Source organism: Pedobacter sp. GQ55, assembly GCF_059758925.1.
Genome location: NZ_JCAXEI010000003.1, coordinates 597,551 through 617,328, shown reverse-complemented (window position 1 = coordinate 617,328; position 19,778 = coordinate 597,551). Strand labels below are relative to the sequence as shown.

General features: G+C 39.9%; 13 protein-coding genes. 9 read left to right on the top strand and 4 right to left on the bottom strand.

Annotation, left to right across the window (positions count from 1 at the left end; translation table 11 throughout):
- Positions 1-80: 80 nt before the first annotated feature.
- Genes AC6CH7_RS11570 through AC6CH7_RS11560 form a run of 3 tightly spaced genes read left to right on the top strand, consistent with a single transcriptional unit; the run spans position 81 to position 4,064 of the window.
- Positions 81-1,406 carry a TolC family protein gene (locus AC6CH7_RS11570; RefSeq protein ID WP_498262855.1) on the top strand — a complete coding sequence of 442 codons (1,326 nt, stop codon included), beginning with the start codon at positions 81-83 and terminating at the stop codon, positions 1,404-1,406.
- Position 1,407: 1 nt separating this feature from the next.
- Positions 1,408-2,472, top strand: coding sequence for an HlyD family secretion protein (locus AC6CH7_RS11565; RefSeq protein ID WP_498262854.1), 1,065 nt, complete (start codon positions 1,408-1,410; stop codon positions 2,470-2,472).
- Positions 2,469-4,064, top strand: a complete 1,596-nt coding sequence (locus AC6CH7_RS11560; protein WP_498262853.1) for an MFS transporter — start codon at positions 2,469-2,471, stop codon at positions 4,062-4,064. The genes AC6CH7_RS11565 and AC6CH7_RS11560 overlap by 4 nt, the downstream gene beginning before the upstream one ends.
- Before the next feature lie 88 nt (positions 4,065-4,152).
- On the opposite strand, the gene AC6CH7_RS11555 is transcribed toward AC6CH7_RS11560, so the two are convergent.
- The 4 genes from AC6CH7_RS11555 to AC6CH7_RS11540 form a co-directional block, all read right to left on the bottom strand.
- Positions 4,153-5,049 carry a DUF3078 domain-containing protein gene (locus AC6CH7_RS11555; RefSeq protein ID WP_498262852.1) on the bottom strand — a complete coding sequence of 299 codons (897 nt, stop codon included), beginning with the start codon at positions 5,047-5,049 and terminating at the stop codon, positions 4,153-4,155.
- Between the two features lie 257 nt (positions 5,050-5,306).
- The gene (locus AC6CH7_RS11550; RefSeq protein ID WP_498262851.1) at positions 5,307-5,729 is read right to left on the bottom strand and encodes a DUF4945 domain-containing protein; all 423 of its coding nucleotides are present in this window, start codon (positions 5,727-5,729) and stop codon (positions 5,307-5,309) included.
- A gap of 13 nt (positions 5,730-5,742) precedes the next feature.
- Positions 5,743-7,491, bottom strand: a complete 1,749-nt coding sequence (locus AC6CH7_RS11545; protein ID WP_498262850.1) for a RagB/SusD family nutrient uptake outer membrane protein — start codon at positions 7,489-7,491, stop codon at positions 5,743-5,745.
- Between the two features lie 11 nt (positions 7,492-7,502).
- Positions 7,503-10,670, bottom strand: coding sequence for a SusC/RagA family TonB-linked outer membrane protein (locus AC6CH7_RS11540; protein ID WP_498262849.1), 3,168 nt, complete (start codon positions 10,668-10,670; stop codon positions 7,503-7,505).
- A gap of 503 nt (positions 10,671-11,173) precedes the next feature.
- Between AC6CH7_RS11540 and AC6CH7_RS11535 the strand changes: the two genes are divergently transcribed.
- From AC6CH7_RS11535 to AC6CH7_RS11510, 6 genes are all read left to right on the top strand, one after another.
- Positions 11,174-12,208 carry a LacI family DNA-binding transcriptional regulator gene (locus AC6CH7_RS11535; protein WP_498262848.1) on the top strand — a complete coding sequence of 345 codons (1,035 nt, stop codon included), beginning with the start codon at positions 11,174-11,176 and terminating at the stop codon, positions 12,206-12,208.
- 263 nt (positions 12,209-12,471) lie between these two features.
- Positions 12,472-13,638 carry a glycoside hydrolase family 172 protein gene (locus AC6CH7_RS11530; RefSeq protein ID WP_498262847.1) on the top strand — a complete coding sequence of 389 codons (1,167 nt, stop codon included), beginning with the start codon at positions 12,472-12,474 and terminating at the stop codon, positions 13,636-13,638.
- Positions 13,639-13,655: 17 nt separating this feature from the next.
- A complete protein-coding gene (locus AC6CH7_RS11525) occupies positions 13,656-14,885 on the top strand; it encodes a DUF6786 family protein (RefSeq protein WP_498262846.1) in 1,230 nt (409 codons plus the stop codon).
- An 81-nt stretch (positions 14,886-14,966) separates the two neighbouring features.
- Positions 14,967-16,730 carry an L-fucose isomerase gene (locus tag AC6CH7_RS11520; RefSeq protein WP_498262845.1) on the top strand — a complete coding sequence of 588 codons (1,764 nt, stop codon included), beginning with the start codon at positions 14,967-14,969 and terminating at the stop codon, positions 16,728-16,730.
- 11 nt (positions 16,731-16,741) lie between these two features.
- Positions 16,742-18,073: an L-fucose:H+ symporter permease gene (gene fucP, locus AC6CH7_RS11515; protein WP_498262844.1), complete on the top strand. Its 1,332-nt coding sequence runs from the start codon at positions 16,742-16,744 to the stop codon at positions 18,071-18,073.
- A gap of 10 nt (positions 18,074-18,083) precedes the next feature.
- A complete protein-coding gene (locus AC6CH7_RS11510; RefSeq protein WP_498262843.1) occupies positions 18,084-19,754 on the top strand; it encodes a ribulokinase in 1,671 nt (556 codons plus the stop codon).
- The last annotated feature ends 24 nt before the right edge of the window (positions 19,755-19,778 follow it).

Sequence of the window (19,778 nt, the reverse complement as noted above, 5' to 3'; positions counted from 1 at the left end):
TGGAATGGACAAATAATTGGCAATATAGATAAAAATACAGCTTTATCATATGGCTAACTTTGTGCATTCTATTAAACTATATGTATTCCAATAAAAAACATTATGCTCTTATCTTGCTCTCCATCCTCGTTTCAAGCACTACGTTAGCACAACAAGAACCATCGGCACGTCATTTATCATTAACTGAAGTCTGGGGTAAAGCAGAAACAAATAGCAAGGCTATCAAGATGCAGGGCCTAAAACTCAACGAATCTGAAGAGGCTATAAAAGATGCAAAAGCAGAACGACTACCTGATATTGAGGCCGAAGGGGAGTATGCAAGGGTTAGCAACATGCCCATTTACGATAATGGTCTGTTTCATACCCCTTCACAATTTGAAGTAGTTCATACCGCGTATAGTTTTGGTGGCAACGCATACCTTAACCTTTACAATGGGAATAAAACCAATCTGAAGATTAGGGAAGAGAAGGAAAAAAAGAGCCTTTCAGTAGAACAGTTAAACCTAACTACCTCCGAAATTAAATTAAAAGCAGCTGCATATTACCTTGATCTGCAAAGGAATAGAATCTTTAAAGTCTTGTTGTTAAAGGATATAAGCGATCAGGAAAAGCAGTTAGCAGAGATCAGACAACTCCTTAAAAATGGAGTGATCTTAAAAAGCGATGTGCTAAGAGCTGAGCTTAAGTTGTCGCGCCAAAAGATGTCGCTGATACAGATTGATAACGACATCAATATAGCCAACCAAAAGCTGGCAATACTGATTGGTGAGCAGGATGATTTTAAGATATTACCCGACTCGCTAAGCAACACTAGTTTAGCTATTAAAACTTATCCTGAATATCTGGATGAGGCCATAACACATTCTTATGAGCTAAAGATCTCTGAGAAAGAAACCGAATTGAACAAGCTGGAACTGAAAAAAGTAAAAGCAAACGTATCTTTTAAAGTGGGGCTGTTTGCAAATTATACTTATTCCTACCCACAAATTCAGTTTTATCCTTATTCCATTGCAATGTATGGTGTTGGTCTGAGTGGTATAAAAGCAAGCTTCCCAATCTCAGCATTTTACCACAATAAGCACAAAACTAAGGCAGCTGAACTAGCATTTCGACGAAGAGAGGTTGAACATGAGGCAACAACAGATAAAGTCAGACAGGAAGTTAACGAAGCCTATTTAAGGTACAAAGAAGCCATTACACGGATTGATGTGGCAAAACAGAACATAAAGCAGGCTACAGAAAACCTGAGGATCGTTAACAACACTTATTTTAACCAGTTATCACTGCTAACGGATCTTTTAGATGCTGATACACAATTGCTCCAAACCAGATTTGACCTTGCAGCATCACAGATAGCGGCACAATTACAATATTTCCAATTACAAAAAGCAATAGGCAACCTTTAAAATGCGAACAAAAAAGAAAAATTATACGAGTACCGATCAGCTAATCACCAAAATCACGGCCTGGATTGCAGGCGTTATTGTTCTTGGTTTAATGATCTGGGGAGCAATTTCCATACTGGACCTTTATAAATATGAAGAAACCAATGATGCACAAGTAGAAGAATATATAAACCCTATAACTTCAAGAGTAACAGGCTACATAAGGACAATTAAATACGAAGAAAATCAGGATGTAAAGAAAGGCGACACCTTGCTTGTTATCGACAATAGTGAGTATAAACTTGGTCAGCAAGAAGCCGAAGCGGCTTTGTTAAATGCACAGGCTCAGATTAAAGTAATGGAAAGCAATGAGCTAACCACAACTAAAGCAGCACGTGTTATGAAATCTCAGATCGCTTCTGCAAAAGCTAAACTTTTAAAGCAACAGCAGGATTATGACCGTTATTCAAAGCTTTTTAAAGTAGAATCTGCAACGCTTCAGCAACTGGAAAACAGCAAGGCTGCGCTGGATGTAGCAGATGCAGAATACAGATCGGCACTAAACGGCTATGAAACTTCGGCATCGAAAGTTAATGACATTAGGTCTCAAAGAGACGTATATCTGGCTGAAATAAAGCGTAGAGAGGCATTATTGGATAGGAATAAGCTTGATGTAGGCTATACGGTAATTACGGCCCCGTACGATGGAAAGATGGGAAGAAGAACCATACAGGAAGGTCAGCTGATCCAGGCCGGACAAACACTGGCATTTATTGTAGATCAGGAAGCGGGCAAATGGGTTATTGCCAATTTTAAAGAAACCCAAATTTCGACCATGAAACTAAATGGCCATGCGGTTATTGAAACTGATGCCTATCCGGGTGAGGAATTTCAGGGGACGATTGTTTCCTTATCTCCGGCAACAGGAGCAAGGTTCTCTTTACTGCCCCCCGATAACTCTACAGGTAATTTTGTAAAAGTGGTGCAGCGTATCCCGGTTAAAATTAAGTTAGACGACGATAAGAATATAACTGATAAGCTAAAGGCAGGTATGAATGCTATTGTTATAATTACTAAAAACCAATGATCGCGGTAAAACCGGTATTTAAAAGCTGGGCTCCTGAATGGTTGATCAGAGGTACTATATTCATTGTTATTTTACCCTGTCTGCTACTTTTTGGTTTATCCACGGCCAATCCAAACGCTGCAGCCGGTTATTACGGCATTGAACCTGCTGATGTTCAATATTCAATGATCATATTTTATGTAGCAGTTGCCAGTTTTTTTGCCTTAGAAAGACGTTTTTTTGTGTACCTGGCCACTAAAGAGTATTTTCTTGTAGGGATTATATTGCAAATTGTTACTTCATACATTTGCTATAACACGCATAATTTACATACGCTTTTTATATTCAGGTTTATACAGGGAATGGCCAATTGCGGTACTACAAGTATCTGCATTACGCTAATATTTAGCAGGATCCAGAGCGAAAGAACAAGAGAAATCGGCTATTCTATTTTCTATGGAATGCTGCTGTGTATAAGTCCGATATCTATGCTGCTTACTGCACCAATTGTGGATGCCTACGATTATAATTTCTTATATAAAGCGATCATATTTTGCTATTTACCAGGCGCTATTTTGCTGCTGTCTATCATGAATACGGTTCGTTTAAACCGTAAGATTCCACTTTATCAGGTAGATTGGGCCAGTTTTGTGATCTATGCACTAATCTTATGCCTTATTGGCTATGTGCTGGCATACGGACAACAATACTATTGGCTGCAGGATAAGCGCATAGTTAGAAGTTGCGGCGCAATATTGGTACTGCTGCTCATCCATATTTTAAGGCAGCTCAATTTAAAGAGACCTAGCCAGAACATGGAAGTGTTTAAATACAGAAACTATGTTGTTGGGGTGTTTTTAATCTTTGTGCTTTATATTGTTCGTGGTGCACTGAACGTTACAAACCTATACTTTGCTACTGTTTTAGGGATGGATCCAATTCATATCGGCTATATCATGGCGGCCAATATTGTGGGAATAGTGGTCAGCATTTTAATCTCTTCCAGACTTTTAATCTTAAAAAGGCCAATGAGGTTGATCTGGATGTACGGTTTTGGCTTGTTGTTGATATTTCATATCTGGATGATCTTCCTTTTTAACACACAGGCAGATGCTTCAACTTTTATTATTCCATTAATTGTTCAGGGAATGGGAGCAGGGATGTTAATGACTCCTGTAATTGTTTTTGCGGTTTCCTCGGTTCCTGAGCGTTTGGGTGGCACGGCCTCAGCTGTTGGAGTGTTCTTTCGCTTTTTAGGCTTTTGCAGTAGTATCGCCTTGATTAACTTTTACCAGCTTTATAATAAAACCAATCACATAAACCGTTTTCAGGAGCATATCACTTTTTTAAATCCGGTAGCGGTGGAAAAACTTGAATTGTATAAAAGAGGATTAGTTGCAAAGGGAGTTTCTACAGGTCAGGCTTCTAAAATTGCTCAGGGATTGCTTGCCAGATCCATAGAAACTCAGGCTCAATTGAGATCGGCAATAGATTACTATACATTTATAAGTGGTATATTGGTTCTTGTAATCCTTATAATAGCATTGATTCCATACATTAACAGGACTATTATTGATCTTAAATCTAAGCAACCTGCTCCAATATCTTACTAGTTGCTTATGCCAAGTTCACACATTCTATACACATCCTTCAAAAAAGGGTTTGGTGTGAAGGGTGTGTATAGAATGTGTGAAGAGGTATCTAGAACTTATAGGTAAAGCCAGCTCCAAAAATCTGTTTAACCTGTAAAGCTCTTTTGCCTGGACCATCAAGCTTTGCTCCATTATCATCGAAAACAGGTATTGCTGTCTTGTCGTCATAAAGCAATTGCACCCCGGCGTTTACGGTTACAAACTTATTTACCTTCATGAAAAGGTTGGCAGTATAATCTGTATAAATGTTTTGTGGTTTATCGAGGTAGTTAGAGTATAATTTCAGGATATTCTCTAAACTGATGTTTTCTACAAGATTTATTTTGTAATACGCATCTAATGAAGCACCAAACTCATAACGTAGTCTTTTCATTGGATCATTTCCGAAGGATTCAGCTAAGTTCCTGTTCCTTACAAAAACAAAACGGGAAGCAAAAGGAGAGATGTTGACCCTGAAATTATCATCGCGTTTGTAAGCGAAACCAGGTCCTAAAGTTAGGTAAGCCGGAGCAAATAAATCTGAGATGACTTCTTTTTTATCTCCTTCATATCTGTATCCTTTAGCAAATTGCGTTTGGAAATTCGCATAAAAGGTATACATCCAATATTTGGATGCTTTATAACCAAGCAAACTGTTCAGGATAAGTCTGTCGTCATTTTTACGAACGCCAATATCGTCTTGCTTACTCAGACCAAATCCGGCGATTGCTTTGTTATCCCAGCTCCATTTATTCTTTTTATAGTTAAAGTCGTAGTTAAAAACGAGATTTCCTGCAATCGAATTTACACCTCCTGCAGCCCAATTTGAAAATGAGCTCTGATTGATTAAGAAAGTATTCTCCCCATGAATGGTCCAGGTTTTAGTCGTATCGGTAGCGGGGGTGTCTTGCGCATAGCCAACAATGCTGGCACACGACAATGAAAGTAATAGGGCGATTTTTTTCATAATAGGTACTGTTTTTGGTAAATTTTAAACGATTGTGTTTTATTTTTTTCGATAAATGATTAATCTAATATCGTAAAATGTTATTATTTTATCAAAATAAACGCCCCAATTGAAATAGAAGTATGTTTAGTTTAACTGTTTTAGAGATGATACGCGGTTTGGTACCATTTGTTCATTCTTTAAAAATCAGCCTCTAAACGAAGACTTATTTGAACAAAATAGTACCAAACCAGTATCGGGTGTTAATCTTCTTTAGTTTATTTTGTATAAACTACCGTCTGTCCAAGTGAATAAATCTGACTTGAATAGTTCTTGTCAACAACTTTTGTATTTCCCATCAGCTTTACCGTAAGGTGGTAGGTTTTTGCTGCATCAGGCAATTGGTATACAAACTCTGTTGGTGCATTAGCAAGTGTGGTAGAGAATACCGAAACTGTTTTTGTAACACTTATCACCTCGTTTACCTCAACAAATATATTTAAAGGCTGAACAATTTGATCTGAAACCGAGGACGGAATGCCCCAGGTTAACTTTACTTCCTTTTCAGCTGTTTTTTGTAATTGAAGGTTGGTTACCATAGGTAAACTCACTCCAGCTTTGCTTTCAATAACCGGCCCTTTCTTACAGCCGGTAAACAGAAAAATCAAAGGGAGATAACACATATAAATAATTTTTTTCATCGCTGTATAGATTTTAATATCCTGGATTCTGTACATAACTTCCTTGAGAGTAGTTCATTTGAGGCTGAGGAATGGGTAGGAATTCATCCCGGCCAGCAGTAAAATGCGCCAGATTAAACCAATCAAACCGTTTTTTCTCTTTTTCAATGTAGGTGTTCATTACTGTACTTAACTGTCCCCAACGCATGAGGTCGTAAAACCGTCGTCCTTCGCCAGCTAACTCTAACCTGTCTTCCCACATTAAAGCTTTCCATGCAAAATCTTTGGTCCAGGTACAGTTTACCCCGGGTTTATATTGCTCTACTTTATAATTCATCCACAAACTCCCATCGTCTTTCTTTAAACGGCCAAGACTATTTGCTGCACGCGCCCTTATCCTGTTTATGATGGGGAGGGCCTCATCAGCTCTATCCAGTTGGATTAAGATTTCGGCTTTCCAAAGTAATACTTCTGCATAACGGATTTCTTTCTTGTTCATTGAATTTTGAACATAAAAAGGCTTGAACATGCAGTTACAATCAGGACGGACCTGTTCCTTCATAGAGTTGAAGTATCCGTACTGAAATGGGGCACGTGACCCTGATTCATCAAACATAAGTTTGTTGTCATATTTCCAGGGATAGCCGGGTATCGCCACAGTATGGCCCATTCGTGGGTCAAAAGCATGATCCTTGAAATACTGTTTATAAAGCTGTCCGCCCAATTCGGTATTGTTGTAATTGTCGAAGTCAGGTAACCCGGTTCCATCAGTTTTAAAAGCATTTATCATGTTGTGAGAGATTTTATGAAAATCGCAGCAGCCAAAATACGGAGACCACCAGGGTGCATTCAGCTGATCGCCCCAGTTTACCCTTCCATTGGTTGTTCCATCGTCTAAAGAATATTGAATTTCCCAAAGAGACTCCTTGGTATTGTTATCATATTCAATCATAAAATTCTCTGCAAAATCCGGGGTCAGATCATACTGTGATCCATCTCTTGCGGTTATTTCATTAATATGTGCCAAGGATTTGTTTAAAGTTTCTTTGTTGATATTGGTTACCTCGTGCCTGTCATTTTTTTCATATGCTCTAAATAATAAAGCTTTAGCGGCAAGGGCATGAGCTGCAAACTTAGTAGGACGGCCCTTTTCTGCCTGAGTTTCGGGTAATACATTAGCGGCATCTTCCAGATCCTTGATGATCTTATCCCATAATTCAAGGTCGTTTACAGAACCTTTAGGCCGGTTTGAAATTGCTGCAACAACTGCCGCATCTGTTGGTACAGTTTCATCTATCCATGGTACATAATTCCATCTTAATTTCATCCCCAGATAGATCCAGCCTCTTAGAAATTTCATTTCTGCAATACGTTGTTCTTTGGCTGTAAACTGAGTTTCGTCAAATTTACCTAACAGGCGCAGCGCACCATTGGCACGGCTGATGGCACAGTAACCCTGATACCATGGCCCATCATTGTTTCCGACGTTTGGCGTTACGGCTGAAAAAATCTCCATTTCGTACCATGGAGTTTGATCACTTAAACCACCGCCACCTTTGTAGGCATCGTCTGAGCGAAGACTTGCTATCCATGGGGCATGCGTATCTGGATATCCCAGATTCGGCATATAGGCGTACGCTGCCGTTACAAAATTTTCCAGTTGTTCCGGATTGGAAACCTGTTCTTCAGTTAAAGCACCTTTAGTTGATACATCGAGGTACTTTTTGCACCCAAAGAATAGGATCATTCCAAGGAGTGCTATAATTATTTTATATTTTTTCATTTTCGTACGTTTTAAAATGTTACGTTAATACCTAAATAAGTAGTAAGTGGCATTGGATAGCCCGTGCCTGGATTTTCAGGATCTCCTGCGGTGAACTTGCCACTTTTAACGGTAAAAAGATTTTGAGCAGAAATGTATAATCTTAATCTTTCTATGCTGATCTTCTGGGTAATTTTGGAAGGAAATGTATAGCCTAAATCAGCACTTCTTAGCTTAACGTAAGATCCTGGCTCGATAAAGTAAGTAGATAATCTTTTTTCACCATTTGAGTCGCGACGTGACAATGCTGGGATGTCTGAATTAGGATTTAAAGGGGTCCAGGCATCCAACACGCGGAGTGGGTGATTTCTGTCGTTCTGAACACCTATGTTCCAGAAATCACTAAGCTCTTTCCATGAGTTATAAACATCATTGCCAAAAACACCCTGAAAAAAGGCCGTAAAATCGAAATTTTTATAGGAAGCCTGAAGATTTAGACCAGCCATTAAATTGGGATCTCGAACGCCTATCCAGGTACGGTCATAGGCTTCATTAATTACACCGTCTCCATCCAGATCTTTATACCTGATCCTTCCAATACCTTTTCCTGGCTGTTGAGCGGAATTATCAACTTCTTCCTGCGTTTTAAAAATGCCGTCTGCAACTAAGCCATAAAATGAATTAAGTGGCCGTCCGATAACGTCGTCTAACAATCCGTTACCTCCATAGGCAAATCTTACACTTGAAGGCAGATCTGTGATTTTGTTTTTATACGCCGAAAAATTAGTGGTGATGTGATAAGAAAAATCGCCTTTAGTGTCATTCCAGCCAAGTATCAATTCGAAACCTTTGTTGGTCATATCTGCGGCATTGATCCATCGATATCCACCTTCGCCCAAAGCTGCGATATATGGTGGTTGAAAGAGCATGTCAGTTGTTTTCTTATTAAACCAATCTAAGGACCCTGTAAGGCGATTGTTTAAGAAAGCAAAATCAACACCTATGTTTGTTTGGGTAGTGGTTTCCCATTTTAAATCCTGGTTTCCCAGACTTCTTCTGAGGTATCCTGATGGGATACCACCGGTTGGATTACCGGCTATCGGATAAGAAGTCCCATCAACGTTAACACCATAAATGTTTACCAGTAATGCTGAGGCGAGTGGTGCAGAATTACCGTTTTGGCCCCAGCTTGCCCTTAGTTTCAAATCTGAAATAGCGTTAACATCCTTTAAGAAGGATTCGTTCTTGATTCTCCAGCCGGCGGAGAAGGCAGGAAAGAAACCGTATTTATTGTTTTCTCCAAATACAGAAGAACCGTCACGGCGAATAGTCGCGGAAAACAAATATTTAGACGCATATGCATAGTTGATCTTTCCAAAGTAAGAGAAGAGCTTTCTTTCATTACCTCCGCCTAACAGGCCTTTGCTATCACCCGTTGCTGTACCAAGGTAAGCGTAATCTCTATTTTCTAATAGCAGTCCATCTCGGTTACCCTGAAAATTTTCCTGTAAAAGTTTGTACGCTTCCAAACCGCCAAGCATATCCACTGTATGTTCGCCAAGCTTAAGGTTATAGGTCAATGTATTTGTCCAGGTAGTTCCAAGGTCATGTGTGTTATTTTGAAACACCTTGTTTATGGTATTACTTTTTCCTCCGGCCTCAACCCATTTAGGATCAATGGTTCTGTCGTACTCCATCGTATAGTCTACACCAAATTGGGTTTTAAGTGCGAGATTAGGCAGGATCTTCAGATTTGCATAGACAGTTCCCAGTGCTTTTAGATAGTTGTTCCTGTTGTCTTTTCTTATCAACAGGTCTCTAACAGGGTTATTAAAGTCGTCCATACCAAGAGGCATGGCCACGCCGCCCCAGCCTCCATTAAGATCATAAACCGGAATGTTTGGAGGCATCACCAAAAATCCATAAGTACTGTTCACATCATGAATTGCAAGTTTCGATAATGCAAAATTTTCGCCTATAGTTAGTTTGCCCTTTAACAGGTCATAATCATTATTGAAACGCGCTGAATAACGTTTGAAATTTGAAGTAACCTGTGTGCCATTATTATCATAGTAATTTAAAGAGAAAAGACTGGTTGATCTTTCGCTTGAGCTGGATATAGTTAACTGATGATTTTGCTGATAACCAGTTCTGGTGCCTTCTTTAAACCAATCCGTATCCGACGAAGGCATAGTATGATCTGCATTTAACCATTCTATGGGAGTGACCTTGTTTAGTACAGGAACTCCGTTGGCATCCCGATTCCAGTCGTAGTTATAAATACGTATGTTACCTGGACCCGGATCGTCGCCATCATTAACGGTTGCCTGCCATAAACCCTGGCCATATTGCACTGCATTAAGCATATCCGGAACTCCCGTTATTTTTGAAGCACCAACGTAACTGTCGAGTGTTATTTTTGTTTGATCACCCTTTCTGCCTTTTTTTGTATTGATGAGAATAACACCACCTGCAGCACGGGAACCGTAGATTGAAGCCGATGCTGCATCTTTTAATACCTGCATTGATTCAATGTCATTTGGATTAATGTCTCTCAGATTAATGGTAACAGGCTGACCATCCAACACAATCAGGGCAGGAGAGGAGTTCATAGAGGTAACCCCACGAACCTGAATTCCAACATTTTCTGCGGGATTCCCATCTGTTGTAATAAAAACGCCAGGAACCTTTCCCTGCAAAGATCTCATGACATTAGCACTTGGATTTTTAGCAAAGTCGTCTCTTGAGATTACGCTGATGGCTCCGGTTAGGTCTGCCTTCTTTTGCGTCATGTATCCGGTAGAGATAGATACTTCTTCCAATGTTTTACTGTCATCCTGTAGGGTAACATTGTAAACATTTCCAGAGCCAATGGGAATTTCGCGGGTTTCCATCCCAATGTAAGAGAAGATGAGATGAGAACCAGAGCTTTGTAAGCCGATGCTGTATTTTCCGTTTACATCAGTTTGTGTTTTTGCGGTTTCTCCCTTGATCGTGACACTTACGCCCTGTAAAGGGATGCCTGCATCATCTTTAACAGTTCCTGTAATAACCCGGGCTTGTTGTGTTGCATTTACCTGAAAAGCGTGTGCTTTCAGCGGGTGATAATTTGCGAGCAAGAAAAAGAAAAAAATCTTTAATACTACTCTGGCATTACCACCATAACGATTACTCGTTTTAGTGTTCTGGTAACCTTTCATAAAAATTTAATTTGGTTTATGGTTAAAAAATTGAGCGTGGTAAGTGTTCTCCATAGTTAGAAAAGTAGGAGTGCCTCGTTTCAATGATATCAGCTAAACTATAAGCAGAAATTCCAGGGAGCGCGCATCCCATGACACTTGCTTATACGTTTAAGCAAAAAGATCAAAAAAATTCCGAAGCGATCTCGGTTCAAAAAATGATTTATAATTGGTGTATATCAAACTTAAGCTTAAACGTTTAAACAAACAAGCATTTTTTTGCATTTCATGAAACAATTCCCTTAGAAAGCAGTGGATGGTTTTACGGAAGTGGCATTTAAATGGCTAAAAACACACTTTTTACTTCACGGATATCTTGCTCCGTGATAAATTCTTTACAATAGCGAAGAAAAATACAGATCTATTTCGTTTTTAAGAGGCAGGGTAGATAAAAGCCTGAAATTAATTAAGTAAATGTTTCAATTAATATTTTTATGTTAATCGATTAAGCATACCTTTATGCAATGAAGAAGAAGGTATCCATTAAAGATATTGCACAAACTGTGGGTGTTTCTACCGCGCTGGTTTCTTACGTGCTAAATAATAAGGAAAAAGAAGCACGTGTTGGTAAAGAAATAGCCCAGGTAATAAGAGATACAGCTGTGGAAATGGGGTATCAGCCTAATCAGATTGCCAAAAGCCTTAAAACAGGAAAATCGCATACTTTTGGATTAATTGTAGCAGATATTTCCAATCCGTTCTTTGCTAATCTTGCCAGAAACGTTGAAGACGAAGCGAAGAAATTTAACTATACCGTGATTTTTGCAAGTGCGGACGAAAATGCAGAGAAATCCCAAAACCTGATTAATATTTTAACAGAAAGACAGGTTGATGGTTTTATCATTGCACCGGCCGAAAATTCACAAGAACAAATTGAAGTGCTCTTAAAAAACAATATTCCAGTAGTGCTTATCGACAGGTATTTTAAAGGCCTGGATACTAACTATGTGATGACTAACAATTATGACGCTTCTTATCATGCTGTGAGCCATTTAATTGAAGCAGGCAGAACAAACATAGGCATGGTCGCTTATAAAACAGATTTAGTTCATATGCTGGATAGAAAGCGCGGCTACCTTGATGCAATTAAGGACAATAAACTGTTAAAAGCTAAAACCCCGTTGATCAAAACGGTTGATTTCAATGCCAACCAGGAAGAGATAGGAGCGGGTATCCGTGAACTGTTTGCTCAGAATCCTGCAATGGATGCACTATTTTTTGCTACAAATACGCTTACTTTAAAAGGATTGAAATCGTTAAATAAGATGCAGTATAGGGTTCCAGATGACGTAGCTATCGTATGTTTTGATGAGAGTGAAGCTTTTGATTTCTTTTATTCCCCTTTAACCTATATAGAACAGCCACTACTTGAAATGGGTAAAAAGGCTGTTCAGATCTTAATTAAAAACATAACTGATAAAAAAAGCCTCAACACGCAGATAAGTATCCCGTCGAAATTAATTGTAAGACAATCAAGCGCTAAAGTTAAAAAGGATTAGTTTAATGGCCTGTGCGCATCCTAGAACGAGAATGTTACATCAGCCCCTGAAAAAAAATAAAAAAATATTTGTTCGTTTAAACGTTTAAGCTTAAGTTTGATTACACAATCAAATTATAAACCATTTAAAACCGAAGTGCTCAGCATTTTTTTTTATCCTTTTTAGCTTAAACGTGTAAGCAAATCCAAATCTCGGCTATTTGGAGTACACAATTTCAAGTGAAAAGCGGATTAAGTAGCCGAGGCACGTCGCAATTTAAAATTATGAGAAAGCTTTTATTACTAATCATCGCAACCATTTTCGTTCTACCGGCAGTTGCGCAAAAACCACAGAAATTTGATGGCCTTGATATGAATCTTGGTAATCTGTCTCGATTATCCGATGCAAAAACCAGGTCTATCAGTCCGGAGAACTTCACCGGAGAAAAAGGTAAAGGCGGAATGGCTGACCCAGTGAAAAGTAAAGGGCAACGTAATGTGGCCAACGCAGCAAACGAAGCCCGCGATCTGGGAATTGGCTGGAAAGTGAATCCTTTTATAATTGTTAAAAGCGGAGAAACCGTAACTATAGCGGAAATGGAGGGTCCTGGTGCCATACAGCAGATCTGGATGACACCAACGGGAAACTGGCAGTTCTCTATTTTACGCTTTTACTGGGACGATGAAAAAGAACCTTCTATTGAAGCTCCTGTAGGTGCATTCTTTGGAATGGGATGGGGAGAATATGCTCCATTAAATTCCCTACCTGTAAGTGTTAATCCGGGAAGTGCTTTTAACTGCTACTGGAAAATGCCTTTCAGAAAGAAATGCAAAATCACTCTTGAAAACATTAATCCAAAAGATGATATGAGGTTATATTATCAGGTAAATTACACACTTACCCCAGTTGCAGATGACGAAGCTTATTTTCATGCACAATATAGAAGATCGAACCCTAACACTACATCTGTACATACTATAATTGATGGTGTAAAAGGCAAAGGACAGTTTGTAGGCCTATATATGGGGCTTGGTGTAAACAACAATGGATGGTGGGGAGAAGGTGAGATCAAGTTCTTTTTAGATGGTGATAAAGAATATCCAACCATAGCCGGAACAGGAACGGAGGATTATTTCTGCGGATCTTATAATTTCGACAGAGGCGGTAAATATATAGAATACAGCACTCCCTATGCCGGTTTACATCAGGTGATCAGGCCAGACGGGACCTATAAAGCCCAACAAAGATTTGGAATGTACAGGTGGCATATCATGGATCCGATACGTTTTGATAAAGACCTTAAGGTAACCATCCAGGATCTGGGATGGAGAGATGGAGGCAGGTATCTGGCACAGAAATCGGATATCATGACTGTTGCTTATTGGTACCAAACAGAACCTCATGGTAATTTTCCGAAATTCCCTTCAAGAGACGAACTGGAAGTAAATTAATCCTTAAAACTCAGAACATGAAATTACTGAAAATTCCATCTCTATTGTTGGCAGGAATGATGATCATATCTTGTCAGTCGACCACAAAAAAACAAGATGATATGAAGGTTTTTGAAAAGGGGACGTTTGGCTACGATTTAAACTTTTTGAATGAAAATGACAGTATAGTTGTTTTAAAGAATGATGACGGAAGCGCTCAGCTTGCTTTATCGCCAAAATATCAGGCAAAGGTGTTTACTTCAACTGCCGAAGGGCTTGATGGCAAAAGTTTTGGCTGGGTTAACTATAAAGCCTTTGGCAAACCTTTGGACCCGCATATGAACGCTTATGGTGGTGAAGACCGTTTGTGGCTTGGCCCGGAGGGAGGGAAATTTTCCCTTTATTTTAAAAAGGGTGATTCGATGGTGTTCGACAATTGGCACACTCCTGCAGGAATTGACAGTGAAAGCTGGACATTGGTAAAATCTGATGGAAAGCGCGCGTCGTTAAATAAGGAAATGGAGTTGCAGAACTATGCGGGCACCAATCTTAAGATAAAGCTGGAAAGAGATATAGAAATTCTGGAAAAGGATAACATCGAGAAAATTTTAAATATTAGTTTGGCTGGTAAAGTGAGCTCTGTTGCCTTTAAAACACAAAATACCATCACTAATAGTGGTACTAATGAATGGACTGAGAAAACAGGGGCACCTTGTATCTGGAGCTTAGACATGTTTAGCCCATCGCCTAAAACAGTAATTGTGATTCCATATATCGAAAGTGCCGCTGGTAAAGTAGCTACTACAGATTATTTTGGAGAGATTGCTAAAGACCGTATAACTTACAAGAATGGAATTCTGTTGTTCAAAGCCGATGGTAAATCACGTGGCAAACTCGGTATTCCTCCTGGTAGGGTTAAAAATATTGCCGGTAGTTATGCAGCGGACCAGAATGTGCTTACCATCACGATGTTTGACATAAATAACAAAGCAAAATACTTAAACCAGGAATGGACACCAGACAAAGATCCATTTACCGGCGATGCCATGAATGCCTATAATGATGGGCCTTTAGCTGATGGCTCACAAATGGGACCTTTTTACGAATTAGAAAGTGTATCGCCACCTACATTCCTGAAACCGGGAGAAAAGCATACGCACATGCATAGTGTGTTTCATTTTACAGGGGACAAAACCGCTCTAAATGAAATTGCAGTAAAGGTTCTTGGTGTATCTCTTGACGAGATAGCCGGGGCGTTTAAAGATTAAAATCATGTATTCGGATAGCTGGTGGGCGCTTTAATATCTCACCAGCCTTTATCCGAAGTTTAACCAAGTAAAGATCAGAATATGAACAAATACCCTAAGGTAGGCATTCGACCTATAATAGACGGCCGTTTGGGAGGCATTCGTGAATCCCTGGAGGATACCACAATGAATATGGCCAAAGCAGTAGCAGTGTTATTTAAGCAGGAATTGAAGTATCCTGATGGCAGCCCTGTGGAATGTGTTATCGCAGATTCCTGTATTGGTGGAGTTAAAGAAGCAGCAGCATGTGCAGAAAAATTCAGAGATAGTAATGTAGGCGTATCATTATCGGTTACGCCATGCTGGTGTTATGGGTCAGAAACTATGGATATGGATCCGCTATTACCTAAAGCAATCTGGGGATTTAATGGTACAGAAAGACCGGGCGCAGTATATCTAGCAGCAACATTAGCGGGCCACACCCAGAAGGGGCTGCCTGCATTTGGAATTTATGGAACAGACGTACAGGACCTGGGAGACGCTGTGATTCCTGTTGATGTTAAAGAAAAACTACTTCGCTTTGCGAAAAGTGGTTTAGCTGTTGCAATTATGAAAGGCAAGTCATATCTGGCTATAGGTTCAGTTTCTATGGGCATTGCAGGTTCAATTGTGGATGCTGATTTCTTTCAGGACTATTTGGGCATGCGCAATGAATATGTAGATTCCTCTGAAGTTTTAAGACGTATACAACAGAATATATTTGATCAGAAAGAATACGAGAAGGCTTTGGAATGGACCAGAAAATACTGCCTGGAAGGAGAAGATTTCAATCGGCCTGAGAAAGTGAAATCCAGAGAAGAAAAAGACAAAGATTGGGAATTCGTAATAAAGATGACACTTATTATTCGCGATCTGATGATTGGGAATGATGCACTTGTTAAAATCGGTTATGCTGAAGAAGCCCAGGGACATAATGCAATTGTTTCTGGTTTCCAGGGGCAACGCCAATGGACAGATTTCTTACCTAACGGGGATTTTCCTGAAGCTATACTGAATTCTTCTTTCGATTGGAATGGAATAAGGGCGCCTTATATGGTTGCAACAGAAAATGATGCATTAAATGGCGTTTCTATGCTATTTAACTATCTCCTGACCCATACTGCACAGATTTTTGCTGACGTACGTACTTACTGGAGCCCCGAAGCTGTAGAACGAGTGTCGGGCTGGAAACCGAATAAACGTGCAGAGGCAGGATTTATTCATTTGATAAACTCAGGCTCAGCAACTTTGGATGGCACAGGAAGACAAACAATAGATGGCAAACCTGTGATGAAGCCATTCTGGAGCATTGGTGAACAAGAGGCCAAGGAATGTCTGAAAGCAACCACCTGGTATCCTGCAAATCTCGACTATTTTCGTGGGGGAGGATACTCATCCAATTTTCTTACTAAAGGAGAGATGCCGGTAACCATGTGCCGACTAAATTTGGTTAAGGGCCTTGGTCCGGTACTCCAAATTGCCGAAGGTTGGACAGTAGATTTACCTGAAAATGTACATAAAACGCTGGATGAGCGTACTGACCGTACCTGGCCAACAACCTGGTTTGTTCCGCGTTTAAACGGAAGTGGTGCTTTTAAAGATGTTTATTCAGTGATGGCAAACTGGGGCGCCAATCATGGAGCAATAAGTTATGGGCATATTGGAGCTGATCTGATCACCCTTGCTTCAATGCTCAGAATTCCTGTAAACATGCATAATGTAGCTTCAGGCGATGTCTTTCGCCCTTCAGCATGGTCTTCATTTGGAATGGATATCGAAGGCTCAGATTACAGGGCATGCCAAGTTTACGGATCATTATACAGCTAAGCACATATCTGATGAATAAAAAATCAACTTCACTGTTCAGAACAGAAACCGGCAAGAGTTACCTCGTGCCCTTTATTTTCATATGCAGCCTATTCCTTTTGTGGGGTTTTGCACATGGTTTGTTGGATGTGCTGGATAAGCATTTTCAGAATATATTACATGTATCAAAAGCACAATCGGGTTTTATACAATTTTCATTGTACATTGGTTATCTGGCTATGGCCGTTCCGGCAGGGCTGTTTATGAAGCGATTCGGTTATCAAAAAGGAATCATTTTAGGTCTGGTTTTATTTGCCATTGGTGCCTTTCTTTTTTACCCGGCAGCTAAACTACAGGCATTTATACCATTTCTGCTCGCTCTATTTGTGCTGGCATGCGGACTGGCTTGTCTGGAGACTGCAGCCAATCCTTACTCAACTATTCTTGGGCCAAAAGAATATGCAGCCAGACGGATCAATATTTCTCAATCTTTTAACGGTTTAGGGTGGATATTGGGACCTTTGATGGGTGGATTGTTCATCTTTGGAACAGAACATACACCGGGTGTAGATAAATTCGATTCCATGGTTAAGCCATATATGATGGTTGGCGGAATTGTTGTAGTTGTAGCATTCGTATTTATGCTCATTAAGCTTCCTGAAGTGAAAGAAGCCAGTGATACCGAAACTGCTGAAGATCCGCCGATGCGTAATCTATTGAAGCACCCCGCTTTTGTATTGGCTGTAATTGCACAATTTCTTTATGTAGCTGCCCAAACCGGTGTTAATTCATTCTTTATTAACTATGTAACAGAGACCATACCTAATGTAACAGGGCCTGTTCAAGATATCATGCAGCACTTAGGCTGGTTTGGTGAAGTGTTTACTCCAAAAAATCCTGAGCAGGCAGCATCTCTTATTCTTGCGATTGGAGGGATGGGGCTTTTCTGGATCGGGCGATTATCAGGGTCATACATGATGAAATATTTATCGCCGCAAAAACTTCTTGGAATATATGCTGTAGTTAATACCGTACTGGTATTTATAGTTTTGTTAGAGATAGGATGGTTTTCGGTAGTAGCCCTATTTTTTACTTATTTCTTTATGTCGATCATGTTCCCAACAATCTTTGCTTTAGGTATATATGATTTAGGGCCTTTAACCAAAAAAGGAGCTTCATTTTTGGTAATGGCAGTTGCAGGCGGTGCATTTTGTCCGCCAGTAATGGGCCTGATAGGAGATCATTTCGGGATGTCTATTGCCTTTGTGATACCAATGGTATGTTTCGCTTTTATTGCCTGGTATGCTATAAAAGGAATAGGGAAAAAGATTGACGCTAAAAACATTTCATTGCAGCACCATTAAGCAGCCTAAAATGACAAATCAAGATTATTGTATAGGAGTTGATTTTGGAACAGATTCTGTCAGATCCATTATTGTTAATGCGCATAATGGTGACGAAATTGCCTCGTCTTCGTTTATCTACCCAAGATGGAAGGACGGACTTTACTGCAATGCCAGTCAGAATCAATTCAGGCAACATCCGCTCGATTATATTGAAGGGATAGAACACACTATAAAAAGGTGTTTAAAACAAGCAGGAGCATTTGTAGCCACAAATATCAGAGCAATATCTATCGCTACCACAGGCTCGACTCCAGTAGCCGTAAATGATAAAGGAATTCCACTGGCATTGCTACCTGAATTTGAATCAGATGCAGATGCAATGTTTATTCTTTGGAAAGACCATACTGCCGTTAAAGAGGCTGCCGAAATTAATGCACATGCGAAAAAACATAGTCCTGACTACACAGTATATTCCGGAGGTATTTATTCCTCAGAATGGTTTTGGTCGAAGCTATTACATATCCTGCGAAAAAATGAGCGGATCAGAAATGCTGCTTATACCTGGGTTGAGCATTGTGACTGGATGCCGTTTCTGCTAACCGGAGGTAAAAAAGCCATGGAAATAAAGCGAAGTGTATGCGCTGCCGGGCATAAAGGTTTATGGGCCGAAGAGCATGGTGGCTTTCCTCCCGATCACTTCTTCTCTATGCTTGATCCACTATTAACAGGATATTCGGCTACTTTAGGTAAGGAAGTTTATACCTCAGATAAAGCAGCCGGTAGGTTAAGTGGAGAATGGGCTGAGCGATTTGGATTGAGTACTGATCTTTTAGTGGGTATTGGCGCAATAGATGCACATATGGGAGCTGTTGGTGGACAAATAGAACCCTACTACCTGAGCAAAGTGATTGGTACATCTACCTGTGACATGCTGGTTGCCCCAAAAAATGATATAAATGAAACCATAGTTAAAGGAATATGCGGACAGGTAGATGGATCTATTATTCCAGGAATGATAGGCATGGAGGCTGGACAGTCAGCCTTTGGGGATGCATTTGCTTGGTTTAAGAATCTTTTATCATGGCCTTTACAGCATTTAGTTTCGGCTTCAGCTGGAATTGATGCCGGAAATGAGAAAGCAATTTCTGAGAATATATCTCAGCAGCTATTGGCTGAGTTGGAGAAAAGCGCCGCCGCATTGGAATTTAATGATCAGAGCGAACTGTCTGTTGATTGGTTTAACGGCCGCAGAACGCCCGATGCCAATCAATTACTGAAAGGTGCGATAACAGGTATAAACCTGGGGAGCGATGCGCCTTCCATATACCGATCAATTGTAGAAGCTACCTGCTTTGGCTCAAAAAGTATATCCAATAGGTTTAAAGCTGAGGGCATTGCCATAAAGGGTTTAATTGGTGTGGGAGGTATCGCAAAGAAATCACCATTTGTAATGCAAACGCTAGCAAATGTTATGAATATGCCTATCCGTGTCCACCAGTCTGAACAGACTTGTGCGCTGGGAGCTGTAATGTTTGCCGCAACCGTTGCAGGTATCTATTCTAATGTGAATGAAGCAATGAACTCAATAGGGAAAGGATTTGATAAAACTTACCATCCTGATGACAGGCTAGCTCATTTGTATGACTTGAGGTACGAAAAATATGAAAGATTAGGAAAGTATCTGGAAACAACTATTTAATTATAACCATCACTAATTATTGAT